The sequence below is a fragment of the Roseobacter cerasinus genome (genome assembly GCF_009811755.1).
GTDB lineage: Bacteria > Pseudomonadota > Alphaproteobacteria > Rhodobacterales > Rhodobacteraceae > Roseobacter > Roseobacter cerasinus.
Genome location: NZ_BLIV01000002.1, coordinates 112,966 through 133,996 on the forward strand (window position 1 = coordinate 112,966; position 21,031 = coordinate 133,996).

At 63.7% G+C, this 21,031-nt stretch carries 18 protein-coding genes; 9 read left to right on the forward strand and 9 right to left on the reverse strand.

What is annotated here, in order from left to right; translation table 11 throughout:
* Positions 1-5 precede the first annotated feature (5 nt).
* From So717_RS04375 to So717_RS04395, 5 genes are read left to right on the forward strand one after another with little or no spacing between them, the layout of a single operon-like run.
* A complete protein-coding gene (locus So717_RS04375; protein ID WP_159974998.1) occupies positions 6-1,514 on the forward strand; it encodes a UxaA family hydrolase in 1,509 nt (502 codons plus the stop codon).
* A complete protein-coding gene (locus So717_RS04380; protein ID WP_159974999.1) occupies positions 1,511-2,515 on the forward strand; it encodes a Gfo/Idh/MocA family protein in 1,005 nt (334 codons plus the stop codon). The genes So717_RS04375 and So717_RS04380 overlap by 4 nt, the downstream gene beginning before the upstream one ends.
* Positions 2,516-2,527: 12 nt before the next feature.
* Positions 2,528-3,415 (forward strand): NAD(P)-dependent oxidoreductase, encoded by an 888-nt coding sequence (locus So717_RS04385; RefSeq protein WP_159975000.1) that lies wholly within the window; start codon positions 2,528-2,530, stop codon positions 3,413-3,415.
* A gap of 1 nt (position 3,416) precedes the next feature.
* On the forward strand, positions 3,417-4,298 hold the full coding sequence (locus tag So717_RS04390) for a DMT family transporter (protein ID WP_159975001.1): 882 nt from the start codon (positions 3,417-3,419) through the stop codon (positions 4,296-4,298).
* A 29-nt stretch (positions 4,299-4,327) separates the two neighbouring features.
* Entirely contained in the window at positions 4,328-5,290 is a 963-nt protein-coding gene (locus tag So717_RS04395; protein WP_159975604.1) for a sugar kinase, read from the forward strand.
* Here the strand turns inward: So717_RS04395 and So717_RS04400 are convergent.
* On the reverse strand, positions 5,277-6,488 hold the full coding sequence (locus So717_RS04400; protein WP_159975002.1) for a mannitol dehydrogenase family protein: 1,212 nt from the start codon (positions 6,486-6,488) through the stop codon (positions 5,277-5,279). The two genes, So717_RS04395 and So717_RS04400, sit on opposite strands and share 14 nt — an antisense overlap.
* Positions 6,485-7,846, reverse strand: a complete 1,362-nt coding sequence (gene uxaC / locus So717_RS04405; RefSeq protein ID WP_159975003.1) for a glucuronate isomerase — start codon at positions 7,844-7,846, stop codon at positions 6,485-6,487. The genes So717_RS04400 and uxaC overlap by 4 nt, the downstream gene beginning before the upstream one ends.
* Positions 7,847-7,914: 68 nt before the next feature.
* Between uxaC and So717_RS04410 the strand changes: the two genes are divergently transcribed.
* From So717_RS04410 to uxuA, 4 genes are read left to right on the forward strand one after another with little or no spacing between them, the layout of a single operon-like run.
* The gene (locus So717_RS04410; protein ID WP_159975004.1) at positions 7,915-8,949 is read left to right on the forward strand and encodes a Gfo/Idh/MocA family protein; all 1,035 of its coding nucleotides are present in this window, start codon (positions 7,915-7,917) and stop codon (positions 8,947-8,949) included.
* Positions 8,946-9,950: a Gfo/Idh/MocA family protein gene (locus So717_RS04415; RefSeq protein ID WP_159975005.1), complete on the forward strand. Its 1,005-nt coding sequence runs from the start codon at positions 8,946-8,948 to the stop codon at positions 9,948-9,950. Before So717_RS04410 ends, So717_RS04415 begins: the two co-directional genes overlap by 4 nt.
* Positions 9,947-10,999 (forward strand): Gfo/Idh/MocA family protein, encoded by a 1,053-nt coding sequence (locus So717_RS04420; protein WP_159975006.1) that lies wholly within the window; start codon positions 9,947-9,949, stop codon positions 10,997-10,999. Before So717_RS04415 ends, So717_RS04420 begins: the two co-directional genes overlap by 4 nt.
* A complete protein-coding gene (gene uxuA, locus So717_RS04425; RefSeq protein WP_159975007.1) occupies positions 10,996-12,174 on the forward strand; it encodes a mannonate dehydratase in 1,179 nt (392 codons plus the stop codon). Before So717_RS04420 ends, uxuA begins: the two co-directional genes overlap by 4 nt.
* 240 nt (positions 12,175-12,414) lie before the next feature.
* Here the strand turns inward: uxuA and So717_RS04430 are convergent, their stop codons facing one another.
* The 7 genes from So717_RS04430 to puuE all read right to left on the reverse strand — a co-directional run bounded on the left by So717_RS04430 (position 12,415) and on the right by puuE (position 20,983).
* On the reverse strand, positions 12,415-13,650 hold the full coding sequence (locus tag So717_RS04430; RefSeq protein ID WP_159975008.1) for a DNA recombination protein RmuC: 1,236 nt from the start codon (positions 13,648-13,650) through the stop codon (positions 12,415-12,417).
* Positions 13,647-15,467 carry a DNA mismatch repair endonuclease MutL gene (gene mutL / locus So717_RS04435; RefSeq protein ID WP_159975009.1) on the reverse strand — a complete coding sequence of 607 codons (1,821 nt, stop codon included), beginning with the start codon at positions 15,465-15,467 and terminating at the stop codon, positions 13,647-13,649. The genes So717_RS04430 and mutL overlap by 4 nt, the downstream gene beginning before the upstream one ends.
* A gap of 134 nt (positions 15,468-15,601) precedes the next feature.
* On the reverse strand, positions 15,602-16,825 hold the full coding sequence (locus So717_RS04440; RefSeq protein ID WP_159975010.1) for a urate hydroxylase PuuD: 1,224 nt from the start codon (positions 16,823-16,825) through the stop codon (positions 15,602-15,604).
* An 87-nt stretch (positions 16,826-16,912) separates the two neighbouring features.
* Positions 16,913-18,232, reverse strand: a complete 1,320-nt coding sequence (locus So717_RS04445) for a uracil-xanthine permease family protein (protein ID WP_159975011.1) — start codon at positions 18,230-18,232, stop codon at positions 16,913-16,915.
* Positions 18,233-18,279: 47 nt separating this feature from the next.
* On the reverse strand, positions 18,280-18,765 hold the full coding sequence (locus So717_RS04450; protein ID WP_159975012.1) for an ureidoglycolate lyase: 486 nt from the start codon (positions 18,763-18,765) through the stop codon (positions 18,280-18,282).
* The gene (locus tag So717_RS04455) at positions 18,762-19,571 is read right to left on the reverse strand and encodes a bifunctional allantoicase/(S)-ureidoglycine aminohydrolase (RefSeq protein WP_159975013.1); all 810 of its coding nucleotides are present in this window, start codon (positions 19,569-19,571) and stop codon (positions 18,762-18,764) included. The genes So717_RS04450 and So717_RS04455 overlap by 4 nt, the downstream gene beginning before the upstream one ends.
* Positions 19,568-20,983 carry an allantoinase PuuE gene (gene puuE / locus So717_RS04460; RefSeq protein WP_159975014.1) on the reverse strand — a complete coding sequence of 472 codons (1,416 nt, stop codon included), beginning with the start codon at positions 20,981-20,983 and terminating at the stop codon, positions 19,568-19,570. Before puuE ends, So717_RS04455 begins: the two co-directional genes overlap by 4 nt.
* Positions 20,984-21,031: the final 48 nt, after the last annotated feature.

The following is a 21,031-nucleotide window of genomic DNA, read 5'->3' on the forward strand; positions in this document are numbered from 1 at the left end:
ATCCCATGGACACCGTCCGCCTCGACCCTTCGGACAATGTGGTCACCGCCACCCGGGCACTTGAGGTTGGTGTCGCGGTAGAGGGGGTGCAGACCTGCGCGCTCATCCCCTCCGGCCACAAGATCGCCACACAGGCGATTGCGAAAGGTGCAGCCATCCGCAAGTACGCGCAAGTCATCGGCTATGCGGGTGACGACATCGCGCCCGGCGATCACGTGCACACCCAGAACGTCGAATTCCGGAATACGGATGCGGAGTATGACTTCTCAACCGATCTGCGCCCCGTAACCCCGGTGCCCGAGGAGCAGCGCGACAGCTTCATGGGCTACCGCCGCGAGGGCGGCCAGGTGGGCACGCGCAACTACGTGGCGATTGTCACATCCGTCAATTGCTCCGCCACCGCCGCGCGCATGATCGCCGCGCATTTCACGCCGGAGGTGCTCAGCCACTACCCCAACGTCGATGGCGTTGTGGCTTTCGTGCACGGCACGGGCTGCGGCATGGCGGGGGATGGCGACGGGTTCGAGGCGCTGCAGCGGGTCATGTGGGGCTATGCGCGCCACCCCAACCACGCCGCCGTGCTTATGGTGGGGTTAGGCTGCGAGATGAACCAGATCGACTGGCTGCTCGACGCCTATGGCCTCAAGCAAGGCCCGACCTTCCAGGTCATGAACATCCAGAACGTGGCTGGCCTGCGCCGCACCATCGACCTCGGCATCCAGAAAATCGAAGCGATGCTGCCCATCGCCAATGCGGCCACGCGCACCCCATGCCCGGCCTCTGAACTCAAAGTCGCCTTGCAGTGCGGCGGCTCCGACGCCTGGTCGGGTATCACCGCGAACCCCGCTCTGGGCTACGCCTGCGACCTGCTCGCCGCCCAGGGCGGCACCGGCGTGCTGGCCGAGACGCCCGAAATCTACGGCGCAGAACACCTGCTCACCCGCCGCGCGACCGACCGCGCCACCGGCGACAAGCTGGTCGGCCTGATCAAATGGTGGGAGGACTACACCGCCCGCAACAAGGGTTCGATGGACAACAACCCCTCCCCCGGAAACAAGGCGGGCGGGCTCACCACCATCCTCGAAAAGTCGCTTGGTGCCGCGGCCAAGGGGGGCACCTCGCCTCTTATGGGCGTCTACAAATACGCCGAACCGGTCACGGCGCGCGGTTTCACCTTTATGGACAGCCCCGGCTATGACCCGGCCTCCGTCACCGGGCAGATCGCGGGGGGCTGCAATCTGGTGTGCTTCACCACCGGGCGCGGCTCGGCATTTGGCTCCAAACCTGCCCCCACCATAAAGGTGGCCACAAACTCCGCCATGGCCAAGCGCATGACCGAGGATATGGACATTGACGCAGGCACCATCCTGACCGAAGGCACCACCGTCGAGGAGAAAGGCCGCGAGATCTATGAGACCTTCCTGCGTGTGGCCTCCGGCGAGATGAGCAAATCCGAAGCGCAGGGCTTGGGCGACTATGAATTTGTGCCCTGGCAAATCGGGGCGGTGATGTGAGCCGCATTCTCGTCGTTGGCGGCGGGCTCATCGGCATCCGCCATCTGAAGGCTGTGGCCGCAAACGCGCGCTGCACGCTTGTTGGGCTGGTCGACCCAGACACCAATATCACGGTGGACTGCCCACGCTTTGCCGATATGAGCGAGGTGCCGGACCCGGTGGATGGCGTGATCCTCGCCACGCCCACGCATCTGCATGCCGAGCACGGGCGCTACGCCGCCTGGCGCGGCTGGCCCATGCTCATCGAAAAGCCGGTGACCGAAGACCTCACCCAGGCCCGCGGCTTGCACAAGGCGATCAAGGCGGCCAAGGTCGCATCGCTCGTCGGCCACCACCGCCGCTACCACGCCCCCGTGCAGCAGCTGAAATCGCTGCTGGCCAATGGCGCCATCGGCCAGCCCGTCACCGCCAGCCTGATCTGGGCCATGCGCAAACCCGATGCCTATTTCAAGGACAACTGGCGCAGCGCACATGGCACCCCGGTGTTGCTGAACCTCGTGCATGACATCGACCTGCTGCGCTTCACTCTGGGCGAGATCACCGGCGCGGCGGCCCTGCGCGGGCGCGGCCAGCGCGGCGAGACCCGCGTCGAAAGCGGCGCCGTGGCCCTGTCGTTCGAGAGCGGCGCCACGGGCACCATCAGCTTTGCCGACACGGCGCCCTCCCCCTGGGGGTTTGAGGCAGGCACGGGCGAAAACCCCAACGTCGGCACGACAGGGCAGGATATGCTCTGGATCACCGGCACCCGCGGGGCGATCAGCTTCCCCTCCATGACCCTCTGGTCCGGTCAGGACTGGTCGCGCCCCGCCGAGCAAGTGCCTTTCACCCGCGCCGAAAACGCGAAACCGCCGCTCGACGCCCAGCTCGACCACTTCCTCGACGTGATCCAAGGCGCCACACCGCTCATAGACGTGGCAGATGCCACCCGCACCCTCGATATCGCGCTGCAGATTGAAGACCAACTGCAACAGCGCACCCCAGCCCCTACCGTACATTCATAAAGGAGACCTGAGATGGCACAGCAAACAATCGGATTCATCGGGCTCGGGCTCATGGGCTCTGCCATGGTCGACCGGCTGATCGACAAGGGTTACGCGATGACCATCACCGCCAACCGCTCGCGCCCGCGCATCGACGCTGCCGTGGCGCGCGGAGCCACCGAGGTCGCCACCGCCCGCGACGTGGCCGCGGCCAGCGACATCGTGATGCTCTGCATGGACACCAGCGACAGTGTGGAGTCGCGCATGCGCGGACCCGATGGCGTGATCGCGGGCCTGAAACCGGGTGCCGTGGTGATCGACTTCGGCACCTCGCTGCCCGGCAGCACGCGAACCCTGGGCGATGAGGTCGCCGCCGCCGGAGGCACCTATATGGACGCGCCGCTGGGCCGCACGCCGACCCATGCCAAAGACGGGCTGCTGAACATCATGGCCGCAGGTGAAAAATCCGCCTTCGACAAAGTCAAACCCGTGCTAGACGATCTGGGCGAAAACGTCTTCCACCTCGGCGCGCTTGGGTCGGGTCATACCATCAAGTTGATGAACAACTTTTTCGGCATGACTGTCGCCAATGCCATGGCCGAGGCCTTCGCCATGGCCGATGTGGCGGGCATCGACCGCCAACAGCTTTACGATGTGATGGCGGCAGGCCCGCTGCATTCCGGCATGATGGATTTTGTCTCGGGCTACGGGCTCAGGGGCGACCCGAACCAGCTCGCCTTCGCGATCAAGAACGCCGCCAAGGACGTGGGCTACTACGCGAAAATGGCCGAAGACGCGGGCGTGGACAGCATCATGTCCAAATGCGCGCTGGGAGCGCTACGCGAGGCGACCGAGACGGGCCATGGCGAGAACATGGTCAGCCAGATGATCGACTTCTACGCGCAGAAAATGAAGCCCTAGCATGGCCGTCACCGCCGGTCTGGTCGAGGACCGTCCGCATTTCGGCATCAGCCTCATGCTCTGCGCATGGCTGCTGTTCTCTTTTGTGGACACCAGCGCCAAATGGCTGGCGCTGATCGGCTTTCCGGCGTTTCAACTGGCCTTCATGCGATACTTCGGCCATTTCGTGATCTCGCTTGGGATGATCGCCCGTGGCGGGCTTAGCCGCGAGCGGTTGCAAACGGGCCACCCGTGGCAGGTGAGCAGCCGCGCGCTGCTGCTGATCACCGCGACCGTGTCGAACTTCTATGCCCTGAACTTCCTGCCGCTGACCGTCACCTCTGCGATCATGTTCTCCAGCCCGGTGATCGTCTGTTTCCTGTCACAGCACTTTCTGAATGAGAAGATCGGTCCTTGGCGCTGGTTCGCGATCCTGCTGGGCTTTGCCGGGGTCCTGGTGGTGATCCGACCCTTCGGGGCGGAGTTTCACTGGGCCATGCTGCTGGCGCTTTTCAACGCGCTCAGCCTCGCGCTCTATTCGATCATGACGCGCAAGCTCGCGGGCGTCGTGGCGACCGAGACGATGCAGTTCCACATGGGCGCGCTCGGCACCGCCCTGCTCCTGCCACTGGCGGTCTGGAGCTGGCAGGCACCCGCTGACACGCTGCAATGGGCCTTGCTGATCAGCCTCGGGGTTTTCGGCTGGGCCGGACATCAACTCTTGACCAACGCGCACCGGTTTGGCTCAGCCAATACTCTTATGCCCTTCACCTATTCGTTCATGATCTACCTGACGATCATGAGCTATCTGGTCTTTGATCACCTGCCCGACTATTGGACTGTCATCGGCGCGCTGATCATCGTGGTCTCGGGCCTCATCATCTGGAAAAGGGAACAGCGATGACCCTCCGCGTGGCCTGTATAGGCGAAGCCATGATCGAACTTTCACTGCAAGGCGAGGCGGCCAAGGTCGGCGTGGCGGGCGACACGCTGAACACCGCGATTTATCTGAAGCGCTGTGCAACTGCGGGCCTATCTCGCGCATCCGAGATATCCCGCTCGGCGGGGCCCGCCGGGCAGCGCGACCCCCACGGACGGGCGCTGCCCTCAGCACAAGAGACAACCGTCGCGGAAGCGCCATCAAGCGACCTGCAGGTCGACTATGTCACCTGCCTTGGGGATGACCCCTTCTCCGGCCAGATCCGCGACTTCATCGCGGCACAAGGCATCGGCACAGACGCCATCCGCACCATCCCCGGCAAATCCCCCGGCCTCTACGCCATCACGACCACCGAGGATGGAGAACGTTCTTTCACCTATTGGCGCAGCGCCGCCGCCGCGCGCGATGTGTTCCAGACCGGTGACGGCTATGACTTTTCGGTGCTGGAAAGCTACGACGTGCTCTACCTCTCCGGCATCTCGCTGGCGATCCTGCCGCAGCCCGTGCGCCTGGCGCTGATCGACTGGTTGAAAGACGCATCCCAAACCCTCGTCTACGACAGCAACTACCGCCCCCGCCTCTGGGAGGATCAGGCCACCGCGCAACAGATCACCCGCGCCATGTGGGCCCGCGCCGACATCGCGCTCCCGTCCATCGACGACGAGATGGCGCTCTTTGATGAAACCGAAGCGCAGGTTACCGCCCGCGCCCAGAGCCTGCCCGGCACCGGCGCGCTGAAACGCGGGCCGACGGGCCCGCTCTCGCTCGGCGATCCGGTGGCGCAGAGCTACCCGCCCGCAGAAAACGTCATCGACACCACCGCCGCGGGCGACAGCTTCAACGGCGGCTACCTCGCCGCCCTGCTCACCGGCGAGCCGCAGGCCGCCGCGCTGATGGCCGGCCACGCCTGCGCCGCCCGCGTGGTCCAGCACCGAGGTGCAATCATTCCAGAATGACGCCCGCCAGGTTCTGCGCGCCGATCAGCGCAAGTAGCTGTTCATCCGACCCACCGGACGTCACGATGTCCATGATGATTTCAGCCTTCGGATCCTGCAGCTTGCGCCCCGCCGCCACTTCGGCCCGGCAGAAGCCGATCCACGCCCGCACCCCTGCCACCAAGGCAGGTGCATCACCGCCCAAGGCGCGCAGGCTGTCGATTATCCGGTAAGGCAGCTTCTGCGTCCCATCCATCGCGATCTGGCGCAGGCTGTGGCCCATATGCGGGTTGTCGAACCGCGCGGTCAAAGCATCGACGTATGCCGGCGCAATCTGCTGCATCTCGGGCGACAAGGTCCGGGCGGCCTCCCCCATCAGCGCGCGGGTCTGGGCGCGCAACGTGGCATCTGCCATAGCGTCGTGCACAAACTCATGCCCCGCGAGCGTGCCCGCGTAGGCCAGCATCGAATGCGCGCCGTTGAGCATCCGCAGCTTGCGCATCTCATGAGGGGCGACGTGCTTTGTGAACACAACATCGGGCCAATCGGGGCGCGGCCCGGCGAAATGATCCTCGATCACCCATTCCCGGAAGGGTTCTGTCGGCACCACCATCGGATCACCCGTCTCGGCGCGCAGGACGTCGGTGGTGGCCGGGGTGATCCGGTCCACCATACTGTTGGGAAAACGCGCCTGAACCTTGCGCATGTCCAGCCGCGCCTCTGCCGCAAAGGTCACGACAGCGGCCTTCAGCACATCGCCGTTATTCGCGCGGTTGTCACAGCTCATCACCGTGACTGGTGTCTCCCGTACCGCCAAACCCCGGGCGAGAAATCCGATCACTGTCTGTGGCCCCTCACCCGCGAGGTCCTGCGCGATCAAAGGATCATCGAGGTCGAGCAGATTGTCTGGCGTGAGATGATACCCTTTCTCGGTCACCGACACCGAGATAATATGCACGTTTGCATCCGCGATCTGAGCCAGCACCGCGCCAGGCGCCTCCGGTGCCACCAGCACATCATCAAGCACGTCGATCTGTTTGACCCCCCGCCCCTGGATCGCGAGGCCATAGCCGTAGCCTTGCGCACGCAGCCCATCGCGAACCGTGGGTGACCGCAGGCTCACGCCCGTGACCTGCCAGCCGCCGGCATCCTGTGTGTAGTCAACCAAATGTGCCCGGGCGAAGTTACCCAAACCGATGTGGAGAATCCGTGGGGTCATGGCCTGAGCCTATAGGCGTCACGCGCCAGATCAACCGCAAGCAAGGGCGCCAGATCTCTGGCATCGTTCAAATCGAACACCCCTCTTGTCACCTGCTCACTAAGGTGCAGCGCAACGCCGCGCCGCCACAGATCGTGCCGCGCGGGGATCGATAAAAACGCGCGCGTATCATCATTGAACCCGGCGAGGTTCCAGTACCCTGCCGTCTCCACCACCTGATCGAAGTACCGCGCGATGCCTGCTGCGCTGTCGTGAAACCACCAAGGTGGCCCGATGCGCAGGCACGGCCAGTGGCCGGCCATGGGCGCCAGCTCACGCGCGTAAGTCGTTTCGTCTAAGGTGAAGAGGATCAGCCGGAATCCCGGCGCATTGCCAACACGGCCCAACAGCGGCTCCAGCCCACGCACCCAGTCCACCGCTATGGGAATGTCGGCCCCCTTGTCACGGCCAAAGCGTTGGAACACATCCACGTTGGTGTTGCGCCTGCTGCCGCCATGCAGTTGCATGACCAGCCCGTCTTCGACAGACATCTGCGCCATCTCGATCAGCATGTGGCCATAGAAGGCGCGCGCCTCCGCCTCGGTCGCGCTGCCCTGTCGCAGCTTTTGATAAAGCGCCTCGGGATCGTCCAGCCAGACCGTCTCGATCACCTCAATGGCGTGGTCCGTCGCTGTCGCCCCAAGTGCTTTGAAAAAGGCCCTGCGCGCCCGCAAAGCCGCGAGATACCCGGTGAAACTGCCCACATCCTCTCCGGTCAACTGACCAATCGCGTCGACATTGCTGTCAAACCCCTCATGCCTGGGGTCGAGCACCGGGTCAGGCCGGAAGGTCGGGATCACGCGGCCAGCCCAGTCGCCCTCGGCCACCACGCGATGATGGGCCAGATCATCGAGGGCACCGTCGGTCGTGGCCAGCACCTCAATCCCGAAGCGATCAAAAAGCGCACGGGGACGGAAGGCAGGCTCCGCCAGACGCTCCGCGATCTGGTCATAGACGGCATCCGCGGTTTCTGCCGACAGGGGGGCCTCAACCCCCAGCGTCTGCGTCAGCACGTAAGAGATCCAGAACCGCGACGGCGTGCCCAAAAACAGATGCCAGTGCTGCGCGAACAGCCGGAAAACCTCTCGCGGATCCGCACCACGTCCGGCCTCGGGCACACCAAGCGCCTCCAGTGGCACACCTTGGGAATAGAGCATCCTAAACACATAATGATCGGGCACCACCAGCAAGGTGGCAGGGTCCGGGAAAGCTTCATTTTGGGCGAACCACGCAGGCTCGCAATGCCCATGCGGCGAGACGATGGGCAGGTCGCGGATCGCCTCATAGAGCGCGCCCGCCGTCCCGGTCAGCTGATGCATAATCCCCCCGATGTTTGCCATGGCCTTCCCCGGCCTTTGGTGCAAATGTGCCCGAAACGGGAGGAGATATGAAGACGGTATTGATAGGCCTCGGCATGGTTGCGGGCAACCATCTGGCCGCCATCCGGGATGCAGAGGGGATTGCGCTCGCCGGTGTCATGGGCCGCGACGCCACGCGCACGCAGCTCTTTGCTGAAAAAGCGACACAGGAGATGGGATATTTGGTGCCCGCTCGCGGCTCGATCACGGAGATCGCAGAGGATGCGGCCATTGATTTTGTCGTCATTGCCACTCCGCCCGACGCCCGGCAGGACTTGGTCACGGTGTTGAGCGCAGCTGGTAAACCCATCCTGATGGAAAAGCCCATTGAACGGACGCTAGCCGCCGCCGAGGCCATCGTGACGACCTGCGAGAACGCCGGTGTTTCGCTAGGCCTCGTGCTGCAGCATCGGGCGCGCGCAGCGTCCCAGAAGCTGAAACAGCTTCTGGACGGGCGCGCGTTGGGGCAGATCGCCACCGTCGAGATTCGTGTCCCCTGGTGGCGCGATCAGGCGTATTACGCGGCACCCGGGCGCGGCACCTATGCCCGGGATGGCGGCGGCGTGATGATTAACCAGGCGATCCATACGCTGGACCTTGCGCTTTGGCTATTGGGCCCAATCCGCCGGGTGCAGGCGATGATGCGCACGACACCGCTGCACCGGATGGAAGCCGAGGATTGGGCAGGCGCCCTCTTTGAGTTGGAAAACGGCGCCTGCGGCAGCCTGATGGCCACGACCGCCGCCTATCCCGGCGAGGCGGAGAGCCTGAGCATCCAAGGGTCCAAGGCGGCCGCGCATCTTGCGTCCGGTGTGCTGACCATGACCCATCTGGATGGGCGGGTCGAGACCTTTGGCGCGGAAGCGAGCACCGGCGGTGGCGCGGACCCGATGGCCTTCACCCACGCCTGGCATCAGGCTGTGCTGGAAGACTTTGCCGCCAGCCTGACCACTGGCACACCCCCGCTGGCCTCGGACCAAAGCGCACTGGAGGCGCACCGCGTCATCGACGCTATGGAGCGTGCCAGCCGCAGCGGACACATCACGGAGATCTCCCGATCATGAGCTTGCCCTTCGTCGCCCTTGGCCTCGACCACCGCCATATCTACGGCATGACAGAAAACATGCTGAACACAGGTGCGACCTGCCTTGGATATTGGACGGACGGCACGCCTGAGACGCTGCCCGGCTTTGTGAAGCGCTTTCCCGATCTGCACCGCTTTGAAACGCTCGACGCGGCGCTGGACGCGGGCGCCGCGCTGGCGCTGATCTCTGCCATCCCCGCCGACCGCGCCGATCTGGCGGTGCGCGCCATGCGGCAGGGTATGGACGTCATGACCGACAAGCCCGGCTGCACAACGCATGCCCAGCTGGATGAGATCAAGGCTTGCGTGGCCGAGATGGGGCGCATCTGGTCGATCAATTTCTCGGAACGGTTCGAGGTGCCCGCCGTGACCCGCGCCACGGAACTGGTTGAGGCCGGTGCCATTGGCCGCGTTGTGCATACGGCAGGCCTCGGGCCACATCGGCTGAACCGCGCGACCCGACCGGATTGGTTCTTTCAACGCGAAAGATACGGCGGCATCCTCACGGATATCGGCTCGCATCAGATTGACCAGTTTCTGCATTTCACCGGCGCGGAGACGGCCCAGATCAGCCATGCGATGGTTGCCAACTATGCCAATCCGAACGATCCGGGCCTGCAGGATTTTGGCGAGATCAGCCTGCGCGGCGCCGACGCTTCAGGCACGATCCGCGTCGACTGGTACACGCCCGATGCGCTGCCCACCTGGGGCGACGGGCGACTGACGCTGCTGGGGACCGAGGGCACCATCGAGCTGCGCAAATACGTGGATGTGGGCGGGGCGGAGGGCACCGATCACCTGATCCTCGTGAACGGCACCACCTGTGAGAAAATCGATGCACGCGACGCGGGGCTGCCCTATTTCGAGCGGCTATCAGACGACATCGCGCACCGAACCGAAACCGCCATGACGCAGGCCCACTGTTTCACGGTGATGGAACTGGCGCTGGAGGCGCAGGCCAAGGCGGAGGCGCGGGGATGATCCGTGTCGCGATCCTGGGTGCAGGTATCGGCGCAGAGCATCTTGATGCCTATCGCCGTCTGACCGACCACTTCACCGTCGCGATGATCGTGGATCAGGATACGGGCCGTGCCGAGGCTCTGCGCGCGAGTGACGACTTCACTGTCACGGCGGATATTGCCACGGCACTCGACGACCCGGGAATTGACCTCATCGACATCTGCCTGCCGCCGCACTTGCACGTACCCGTCACACTGCAGGCCCTGGCCGCAGGCAAAGACGTGATCTGCGAAAAACCGCTGGCGACCTCAATGGCGGATGTGGATCGGATCAAAGAGGCCGCGCAGGCCGCGAAACGCAAAGTCTACCCGGTCTTCCAGTACCGCTGGGGGCCGTCGCTGGCGCAGCTGCGCGCGCTTATTGCCGCTGGTCTTGCTGGCCAACCGCAGACGGCAGCCGTTGAAACCCACTGGTCGCGGGGAGCGGATTACTACGCCGTGCCGTGGCGCGGGACGTGGGCGGGCGAGCAGGGCGGCGCGGTCCTGGGTCATGCGATCCACAATCACGATTTGCTGACGCATTTGATGGGTCCCGTCGCCGCTCTGTCGGCCTTCACCACCACCCGGGTGAACCTGATCGAGACAGAGGATTGTGCGGCCATCAGCTTCGAGATGGCGAACGGTGCACTGGCGACAAGCAGCATCACGCTGGGCGCGGCCTCGGATGAAACGCGGCTGCGGCTTGTCTTCGAGCATCTGACCGCGACCTCAGGCACAGCACCCTATGCGCCGGGGGCTGACCCTTGGACCTTCACCGCGCGGGACCCTTCCCAGCAGGCCGCAATCGACGCAGTTTTGGCGCAGGCAACCGCAGAGCCCGTCGGCTTCGAAGGCTTCCTGACGGCCATTGCGCAGGATCAAGTCAGTCGCCCCAACAGCGCCGTCACGCTCGAGGAGGGCGCGGCCTCGGTTGCGCTGGTCACGGCGATTTACCACGCGGCGCGCACCGGCACGCGTGTCACCCTGCCGATCACGCCCGATCACCCGCTTTACAAAGGATGGCAGCCATGAAGCAATGCTGGCGCTGGTTTGGCCCGCAGGACACCGTCGCCCTGTCGGACCTGCATATGGTGGACGTTGAGGGCATCGTCACCGCTCTGCATCATATTGCGCCGGGGCAGGTCTGGACGGATGCGGAGATCTCCAAGCGACAAGAGAGGCTTGCCGCAGCAGGGTTCGCTTGGGACGTGGTGGAGAGCCTGCCCGTATCGGAGATGATCAAGACTCAAAGCAGAGAGGCAGCGCAGCATGTCGCGGCTTACAAAGAGAGCCTTGAGGCGCTCGCGCGGCATGGCATTGAAACCGTGTGTTACAATTTCATGCCGATCCTCGATTGGACGCGCACAACCCTGCGGGCGCCACAGCCGCATGGCGGCACGGCGATGCTGTTTGAGCTGCTGGCTTTCAGCGTGTTCGACCTGCACATCCTCGCCCGTGCGGGTGCGGAGGAGGACTACACGGAGGCGCAGCAGGCCGCTGCCAGGGCGCGCTTTGACGAGATGTCCGATGCAGAGCGCCTGGCCCTCAAGAACAATATCGTGGCCGGGCTGCCCGGGGCCAATGACACCTGGACGGTCGAGGATGTGCGCGCGCAGCTCGCCAGCTATGCCGACATCACGCCGACGCAGTTGCGCCAGAACCTGATTGATTTCCTGTCAGAGGTCGTGCCCGTGGCGGAGCGGCTTGGGCTGCGTCTGTGTTGCCATCCTGATGATCCTCCGTTTGGCCTTTTGGGTCTGCCACGTGTGATGTCGAGCACGGACGACTATGCCGCCGTGCTGGAGGCGGTCGACAGCCCGGCCAGTGGTGCAACGCTCTGCACTGGCTCGCTTGGCGTGCGGGCCGATTTCGATGCGCCGGGGTTTGTAGAGCGGCTGGGTGACCGGATTCATTTCGTGCACCTGCGCAACACCAAGCGGCTGAGTGACGACCCGCAGCGCCCGGATTTCTTTGAGGCGGCGCATCTTGAGGGGGATACCGACATGGTCGGCACGATCCGCGCGCTACTGTCCGAGGAACAGCGGCGCAAGGCGGCGGGCCGTGCCGACTGGCAGATCCCCATGCGCCCGGACCATGGGCAGGAGCTGCTGCATGACCGAACTGCGGACAGCATGCCGGGTTATCCGCTGATTGGGCGGATGCGGGGGTTGGCGGAGCTGCGCGGGATCATGGTGGCGTTGGGTTAGAAGACAGGGGGAAGCGCCCTCCCTCCCATCGAGGGAGATCGGGCGCAGCCCGGCGATGCCCGGCCCACATCTCGCAAAGCTGGAGCTCGATGGGTGACGGTGGTGCCATCTTCGCCGAAATCTGATCTATTCCCACTGGTGACAGCGGATCAGTATCAGAATTGCCAAGCGTTCTGTTCGTATCAACGACACGCTTCATGGTGGCTTCCGGAACGAGAATGCTCTGCACTCGGAATGTCTTTACGGCTTTGCACGGCTGAGTGTCATTGCCGCTTCTTCTTCTGGTGAAAGCTCCGCAAAGTCGAAACTGTCGAGCCGCGCCGCCCGTTTGCCGGCGCGTTCAGCCGCCGTGCCGATCCCGTCGAGATCCTCGCGCGCTTGCCGGAAGTGCGTATCGAGCTTGCCAACCCGTGTCACCACAAGCTCCACATCCCGGTGCAACTGCTTCAGCGTCTTCCGGATGGCACCCGCCTGCTCGCGCATGCGCGCATCTTTGAGGATCGCGCGCATGGTGTTGAGTGTCGCCATACAAGTGGTCGGCGACACGATCCAGACCCGCGCGTCAAAGCCCTTGCGCACCAGATCAGGGAAGTTCGCGTGCAGCTCAGCATAGACCGCTTCGGACGGCAGAAACATCAGCGCGCCATCCGCTGTTTCGCCGTCGAGAATATACTTCTCGGCAATGTCGGTGATGTGCTTGGTCACCGCCATTTTCATCTTGGCCACCGCCTCTTTCAGCGCCTGATCACTGTCAGCCACCCGCAGCGCCTCGTAAGCTTCAAGCGGAAATTTGCTGTCAATGACAATAGGCCCCGGCGGGTTGGGCAGGTGGATCAGGCAGTCGGCACGCTTCCCGTTGCTCAAAGTCGGTTGCCAGGAATAGCTGTCGGAGGGCAGCGCCTTGGACAGGATATCGCGCAGCTGGATCTCGCCGAAGGCCCCGCGGGTCTGCTTGTTGCTGAGGATATCTTGCAGTGACAGGACATCACCCGACAGCTTGGTGATGTTGTCCTGCGCCTTGTCGATCACCGCAAGCCGTTCCTGTAGCTGCGTCAGGCTTGTGGTGGTCTGCTTTGAAGACCCATGTAGCGTTTCCTTCATACGCTCTTGCATCTCGGCCAACGCGCGGGCCGAGCGCAGGGCATTGTCGGCCAGCCGGTCCTGCATCTGCTGTTGCACCGTGGCCAGACGTGCTTCCACCGTCTGGATGACCTGCGCCTGGGTCGTGCTCTGCGTGTCTGACACCATCTGCAGCCCGCCCCGCAGCTGCTCCTGGCCTTGCCCAAGCTGCTGTACGTGCTGGCCCAACGCGCCCACCTGCTGGACCAGAGGCGCGGTCAGCGCGGCACTGCGCCCCGCCGCGCGCAGCGAGAGGATCAGGAGCAAAACAATCAGCAGGATCAGCCCGCCCGCAACCAGCCCGGCCATCACCAGCGGATCGGTCAACGCATAGGTTTGTTCGGCAATTTCAATCATGTGCGTCCAAACAGACGTTCGATATCGCTGAGCTTCAGCTCCACATAGGTGGGTCGCCCATGGTTGCATTGGCCGGAGTGCGGTGTCTCCTCCATCTCGCGCAGAAGCGCATTCATTTCCTCCGCCCGCATGCGCCGCCCGGAACGGATGGAGCCATGACAGGCCACCCGGCTGAGGATCGCTTCAACCCGGGCCTGCACCATGTTGGAGCTGTTCTGATCCGCCAGCTCATCGAGAATGTCGAGGATCATCGCGCGCGCGTCGACGGTCCCGAGTATGGCCGGGGTCTCCCGCACCGCAACCGCGCCGCCACCAAATGGTTCAATGGTCAAACCAAAACCTTCCAGTTCATCCGCAATACCCATCAAACGGGCACGGTCTCCCTCTGAAAGCTCCACAATCTCAGGGATGAGTAGCGCTTGCCGGGCCACTCCAGCCTCGGCCATCTGACGTTTCAGCTTTTCATAAACGAGGCGTTCGTGGGCCGCGTGCTGATCGACAATCACCATGCCGGTGGCGGTTTGCGCGATGATGTAGTTCTCATGCACCTGGCCACGCGCTGTGCCCAGAGGGTAGTCTGGCGCCTCATCGGGTGTGGCGGCCTCTGCTTCAACGGGCTCATCGATACGCCCCCAGACGGGTGCTGTTTCGGCGAAGCAGGGCGTGGAGGGCCGCGGAACAGGCCGGTCCATCTGGTAGATCCGCGCAGTCGCGGGTTCCGGCGTCATCGCGCCGAGCGTGGCGGCGGCCACGGTGGTCGATGCAAGATGCCCCGCCTCGGCCAGCGCATGCCGAAGCGCGGAGACGATCAGGCCACGTGCAATCCCAGGATCGCGGAACCGCACTTCGGACTTGGCCGGATGCACATTCACGTCGACCAGTGTCGGGTCGCAGTCGAGGAAGAGCGCCGCAGCGGGGTGGCGATCCCGGCTGAGAAAGTCGAAATAGGCCCCACGCAGCGCGCCCACGAGCAACTTGTCCCGCACCGGACGGCCATTCACGAAGAGATACTGCGCGACAGCAGAGCCGCGCGAGTATGTGGGCAGCGCGGCGAAGCCAGTGAGGTGCAGGCCCTCCCGCTTCGCATCAATCGGCAGGGCGTTTTCGGCAAACTCGCGCCCCAGAACGCGGGCCAATCGCCCGTGCAGCGCGCCAAAAAGATCGCCCTGCTCCGCATCGGCCCGGAACACCTCGCGCCCCTCCTCACCACCGGAGACATCACGCAGGGCGAACTGCACAAACGGCTCCGCCATGGCCAGACGTTTGACAACATCGGAGATAGCTTGCGCTTCCGCCCGGTCGGTACGGAGGAACTTCAGCCGCGCAGGTGTGGCGTAGAAGAGATCGCGCAGGGTCACGATGGTTCCGGTGTTCAGCGCGGCGGGCTTCGGCGTGCTGATCTTCCCGCCTGCAACGGTGACTTCCACGCCCGGAGCATGGCCCGCACGGCTTGCGATGGTCAGGCGACCGACGGCGCCGAGCGAGGGCAGCGCCTCGCCACGGAAGCCGAAGGTGTGGATGTTGAGCAGGTCGCTGCCATCGATCTTCGAGGTCGCGTGGCGCGAGAGCGCGAGCGGTAGGTCCGGCTCCGTCATGCCGCAACCATCGTCTTGAACACGGATCAGCGTTTTGCCGCCATCGGCATAGTCAACGGTGATCCGCCGCGCGCCGGCATCGAGCGCGTTCTCGATCAGTTCCTTCACGGCAGAGGCCGGGCGTTCCACCACTTCGCCTGCAGCGATGCGGTTCACGGCGGCCTCGTCCAATTGCCGGATGACGGGGCGTTGATCGCTCATATTGGGGTCGAGAGAAACCATATCGCAACTTGTAGCACGCACCGCGCCGATTCTGAAACCGGATTTCACCGCAAAGGTGGCCTGAAAGCCCACCTCACCTGCCGGTCATGGACGTTTGTTCAGGCAGGTTGGGTGGGCTTTCAGGCCACCCTTGGTCAACGGCCCGTTGCGGCGTGGTACCACCTGACGATCTGATCGCGCTCTGCCTCTTCCATGTAAGACAAGTTAGCAGGCGGCATCGCATGGCTCGCCCCGGACTGCAGATAGATGGCCCGAGCCTGCCCGGCGATCTGATGTTCGGTTTCCAGCCGCACACCCTTGGGCGCCCAGAGCAGCCCCTCCCACACCGGTTCTTCAGCATGACACATGGAGCAACGTCCCAAAACGATGTCATGCACCTCCTCGAACCCTGGGGCTTCGGCAAAGCGGAGCGCAGCGCCCTGTGCGGTCTCCTGTGCATCTGCGCGGAACATCGGCGCGGTGGAGAGCCACATGATCCCGATGAAGAGCAATACAGTGACCGCCCAGGTCCAGTGCGGATGGCCTTGCCGCGCGTGCATAGAATTGAAGTAATGGCGGATGCTGACGCCCATCAGGAACACCAGGCTCGCGATGATCCAGGTGTATTCTGTCGCGAAGGCCAGCGGGTAGTGATTGCTCAGCATCAGGAAGATCACCGGCAGGGTCAGGTAATTATTGTGGGTGCTGCGCTGCTTGGCGATCTTGCCGTATCTGGCATCCGGTGTGCGGCCTGCAATCAAGTCGGCCACAACGATCTTCTGGTTGGGGATGATGATCATGAAGACATTGGCGCTCATGATCGTAGCGGTGAAGGCCCCGAGGTGCAGCATCGCAGCGCGGCCCGAGAACACGGACGAATAAAAATATGACATCATCACCAGCACGCCGAAGAGCGCCAGCATCAGCACCGTCTGGTCTGCGTCGACAAAGACGCGGCAGAGGGTATTGTAGACCAGCCACCCGAAGGCCAGTGAGGCCAGCGACAGGCCGATGCCCTGCCAGGCGGCCAGATCGGCAACGGCGGGGTCGAGCAGGTAGAACTCCGCCCCCAGATAGTAGACGAGCACCAACAGGATGAAGCCGCTGATCCACGTCCAGTAGCTTTGCCATTTGTGCCAGATCAGCCCGTCGGGCATGTTTTCGGGCGCCACCAGATACTTCTGGATGTGGTAGAACCCACCGCCGTGCACCTGCCACTCCTCGCCATCCGCGCCGCTGGCGAGGTTGCGGTCGCGGTGCAGGCCCAGATCCAGCGCGATGAAGTAGAAGGACGAGCCGATCCAGGCGATGCCTGTGATCACATGTAGCCAGCGCACCGCGAATTCGATCCAAGCTCCAATAGCGGCGAGGTCGTACATGCGTTGGGTCCTTTGCTGTCACGCCCGCGCTTACTGATCCGTCGGACGCCTCCGGCGGGAGTATTTGCCGAAGAATGAAAGCAGGCGTCAGATCTCGTCGGGCAGCGCGAGGTTGAGGATGATGGCCACAAGTGCTGTGGGTGCAACGGCAGAGGTGGCCAGCGTGTTCACCACGCCAGGCAAATATTGCACCGCTGTGGGCACCAGGTTCAACCCCAGACCAGCGGCCAGCGACACGGCGATGATCACCATGTTGCGGCGGTTCATCTCCACCTCGCTCAGCACGTTGAGGCCCGCGGCAGCCACCATCCCGAACATCACAATCACGCCGCCGCCCAGCACCGGCAGGGGCATGGAAGCGATGACGGCCCCAATCTTGGGCAGCAGACCGCAGAGGATCAGAACCAATGCTCCGATGGTGACCACGTGGCGGCTCATTATGCCGGTCATACCAACGATGCCGACGTTCTGGCTGAACGATGTGTTGGGCAGCCCGCCGAAGACTCCCGCGATGGCGGTGCCGAGGCCGTCGGCATAGGTGGCGCCTGAGATCTCTGCATCGGTCGCTTCGCGGCTTGCGCCCGCCTTGGTGGTGGCGGACGCGTCGCCGACCGTCTCAATCGCCGAGACGATGGAGACCAGCGTGACCGCGATCACCGCGCCGAGGGAGAACTCGAACCCATAGGGCAGCGGCGTGATCGACGTGATCCAGCTGGCATTGGCCACGGGCGCGAAGTTGACCATGCCCAGCACCAGCGCCAGCAGGTAGCCGACAATCAGCCCCACAAGGATGGCCGCATTCGACAGCGTGCCATTGGTGAAGAACTTGAGGATCAACGCGACGATCACCACGCTCAGCGCCACGGACCAGTGCATGAGGGAGCCGAAGCTCTCGGCTTCCATCTGGAACTTGGCAGCGCCGCCAGCCGCGTATTTGATGGCGACGGGGATGAGATAGAGACCAATGGCGAGGATCACGAGGCCCGTGACCAGAGGCGGGAACAACCAGCGCAGGTGCTTGATGAAGGCGCCCAGCACGAAATGCACACAGCCCCCGATGATACAGGCCGACAATGCGACACCGAGACCTTGGGTCGCTGCAACACCGGCCAGCACGCCCACAAAGGCAAAGCTGGTGCCTTGCATGATCGGCAAACGTGCGCCTACGGGGCCGAGGCCAATGGTCTGGAGCAGGGTTGCCACACCGGCAAAAAGCATCGCCATCTGGATCAGATAGACCTGCTCGGGCCCGCCGAAGGCCAACCCGGCGGCGCCCGCGACGATGATCGACGGCGTCACGTTGGAGGCAAACATGGCCAGCACATGCTGCAATCCCAGCGGCACGGCCTGCACCAGAGGGGGTGTTTCATCCGGGTCGCTGTAAAACCCCGTGCGCGTGTCAGTCATGGTCCTATCCCTGGAATTAATGAGCCGCTCTTCGGCGGCCTTTGAATTTATGAAACCACCAGATAGGGCGGATCAAGCGAAACCTCGCGCAGATTGGGTGTTTCGCCAATTCGGTCCACAACTGCGAAAATACCGGGCGCAGCGAGCGGGGTGAGCACCCCGTGCCAGGTGCCGCGATGCAGGTTGATGCCCTGATAGGGTGCCGCCAGGAAGGCCTGCGGAAGCCCGGGCTCGCCATCGTCATCGGGCGCGACGGTTACGAGAAAGGGCGCGGGTGTCATGGGGATGAAGGCCTGGCTGCCCTCCGGGTGTTGCTCCAGCAAATCGAGGGTGTAGGGCAGGCTGCGGGCCTCTGCGTTGAAGAGGCTCAGGCCCGCCCGGCCCTCTGGGCCGAAGTCCATCTGCGCCCGGTCGTGATAGCGCCCGCAAAGTCCCGCGTTGATCATTTTATCCGGCGCGCCGCTGCACTCAAGCACATCGCCAAAGAGCGCAAATGCCTGCGCTGTCAGGGGCTGGGCGACAATCGTCTTCACAGCGGCATATGACGGTTCACGTCTTTGTAGAGCAGATAGCGGAAAGGCTCATCCCCGGTCGCGATGCAGGCCTGCGGGCAGAAGGCGCGCAGCCAGAGGAAATCACCCGGGCCGACGCTGACCCAATCCTTGTTGAGCAGATATTCTGCTGTGCCCTGCAACACGTAAAGCCCGTGCTCCATCACATGGGTTTCAGCGAAGGGAATGCGCCCGCCCGGCTCGAAATTCACGATGTTCACGTGGAAATCATAGCTGAGGTCAAAGGGGTCAAAGAACCGCTGCGTAGCCCATGTGCCGTTGCAGCCGGGCATCGAGGCCTTCTCGACATCACTTTCATGGGTGATCAGCGCGTCGGGCACCTTCAGCCCCGGCGACGGCTGGAACTTCTTGCGGATCCAGTGAAACTGGCAGGGCTCCTCACGCACGTTGTAGATCGTCCAGACCGCACTGGGCGGCAGGTAGACATAGCTGCCGGGGATCAGATCGAAGGTGTCATGGCCCAGTGTCAGCCGGGCCTGGCCTTTGGCGATGAAGATCACGGCCTGCGCGTCCTTATCGGGCTCAGGCTCGGCGCTGCCACCTTCCTCGGCGAGCTCGACCGCGTAGTAGGAGAACGTCTCGGCAAAGCCACTCAGGGGGCGGGCCAGCACCCAGAAGCGGGCGTTCTGCCAGCCGGGCAGAAAGCTGGTGACGATATCGCGCTGCGTGATGGCCGGGATGACAGCATAAGCCTCAGTAAAGATCGCCGTGCTTTCGGGGTTTTGCGACTGGTCCGGCAGGCCACCCGGCGGGAAGGCGTAGCTCACAACAGCGCCTCCAGCCGGAGTTCGGCAATGCGTTCCACCTGACGGCAGGCTTCGGCGAATTCCATGTCTGTCTCGTGGTCGAGTCGCCGCTCGAAGGCGCGCAGGATGCCCGCCTTGTCGTGGTCCTTGACCGCGATGATGAAGGGAAAGCCGTGCTTTTTGGTGTAGGCCGCGTTCAGCTTCTCAAAGGCCTTGCGCTCTTTGTCCGTCAGCGCATCGAGGCCGGCGCTGGCCTGCTCTTCGGTGCTCTCTTCGGTCAGCTGTTGTGCTGCCGCCAGCTTACCCGCAAGGTCGGGGTGCGCGCGCAGCACCCCCATCCGCTCCTCAATACTGGCGCTGCGGAACATGCGCGCAAGGGCAGAATGCAACCCCACCGCCGTGTCATGTGCAGGGCCCAGCTCCAAGTCATAGGCGCGTTCGGCAATCCACTCCGAATGCTCGAAGATGCCGCCAAATTTCTCCAGAAAGTCAGCCTTCTTCATGGCTGAGGGCCGTGCCGCGCCGCGCGTGGGCGGGTGCTCTTTCCGCCAATGTTCTGCAATCTCGATCCGGCGCGCGCACCAGACGCCCTCAAATCCCTGGATGTAGTCGATGAACCGCCTGAGCGCCTGTGCGCGACCCGGCCGCCCGACAAGACGACAGTGCAGCCCGACCGACATCATCTTGGCGGCGCCGTCCGCCCCTTCGGCGTAAAGCGCATCGAACGTATCGCGCAGATAGGCAAAGAACTGATCGCCTGAATTGAATCCCTGCGGCGTGGCAAACCGCATGTCATTGCAATCGAGCGTGTAGGGAATGATCAACTGGTTGCGCCGTCCGATCTTGGCCCAGTAAGGCAGATCGTCATCGTAGGTGTCGGAGATGTACTCGAACTGCCCCGTCTTTGCGGCCAGCGCCACGGTGTTCTCCGAACAGCGCCCGGTGTACCAGCCGCGCGGGCTTTCGCCGGTGACCTCACCGTGCAGGCGGATCGCCTCCATCATGTCGGCCATTTCGTCTGCCTCGGAATGGTCCTTGTAGTCGATCCACTTCAGCCCGTGGCTGGCGATCTCCCAGCCTGCGTCCTGCATGGCGCGTACCTGCTCGGGCGCGCGGGCCAGCGCCGAAGCGACGCCGTAAACGGTCACTGGAATGCCCGCGCCCGTGAAAAGCCGGTGCAGCCGCCAGAACCCCGCGCGCGCGCCGTAGTCATAGATCGATTCCATGTTCCAGTGTCGCTGCCCGGGCCAGGGCTGGGCGCCCACGATCTCGGACAGAAACGCCTCCGACGCCTCATCCCCATGCAGCAGGCAATTCTCGCCCCCTTCCTCGTAGTTCAGCACAAACTGCACGGCAATCCGCGCACCACCCGGCCACTGCGCATCCGGCGGCGTTGGTCCGTAGCCTGAGAAATCACGGGGGTAGCGTTTCACGAAGGGTCTCCTTTCTGAGCCGCGCTATTCAATACCCGGTTCAGGACG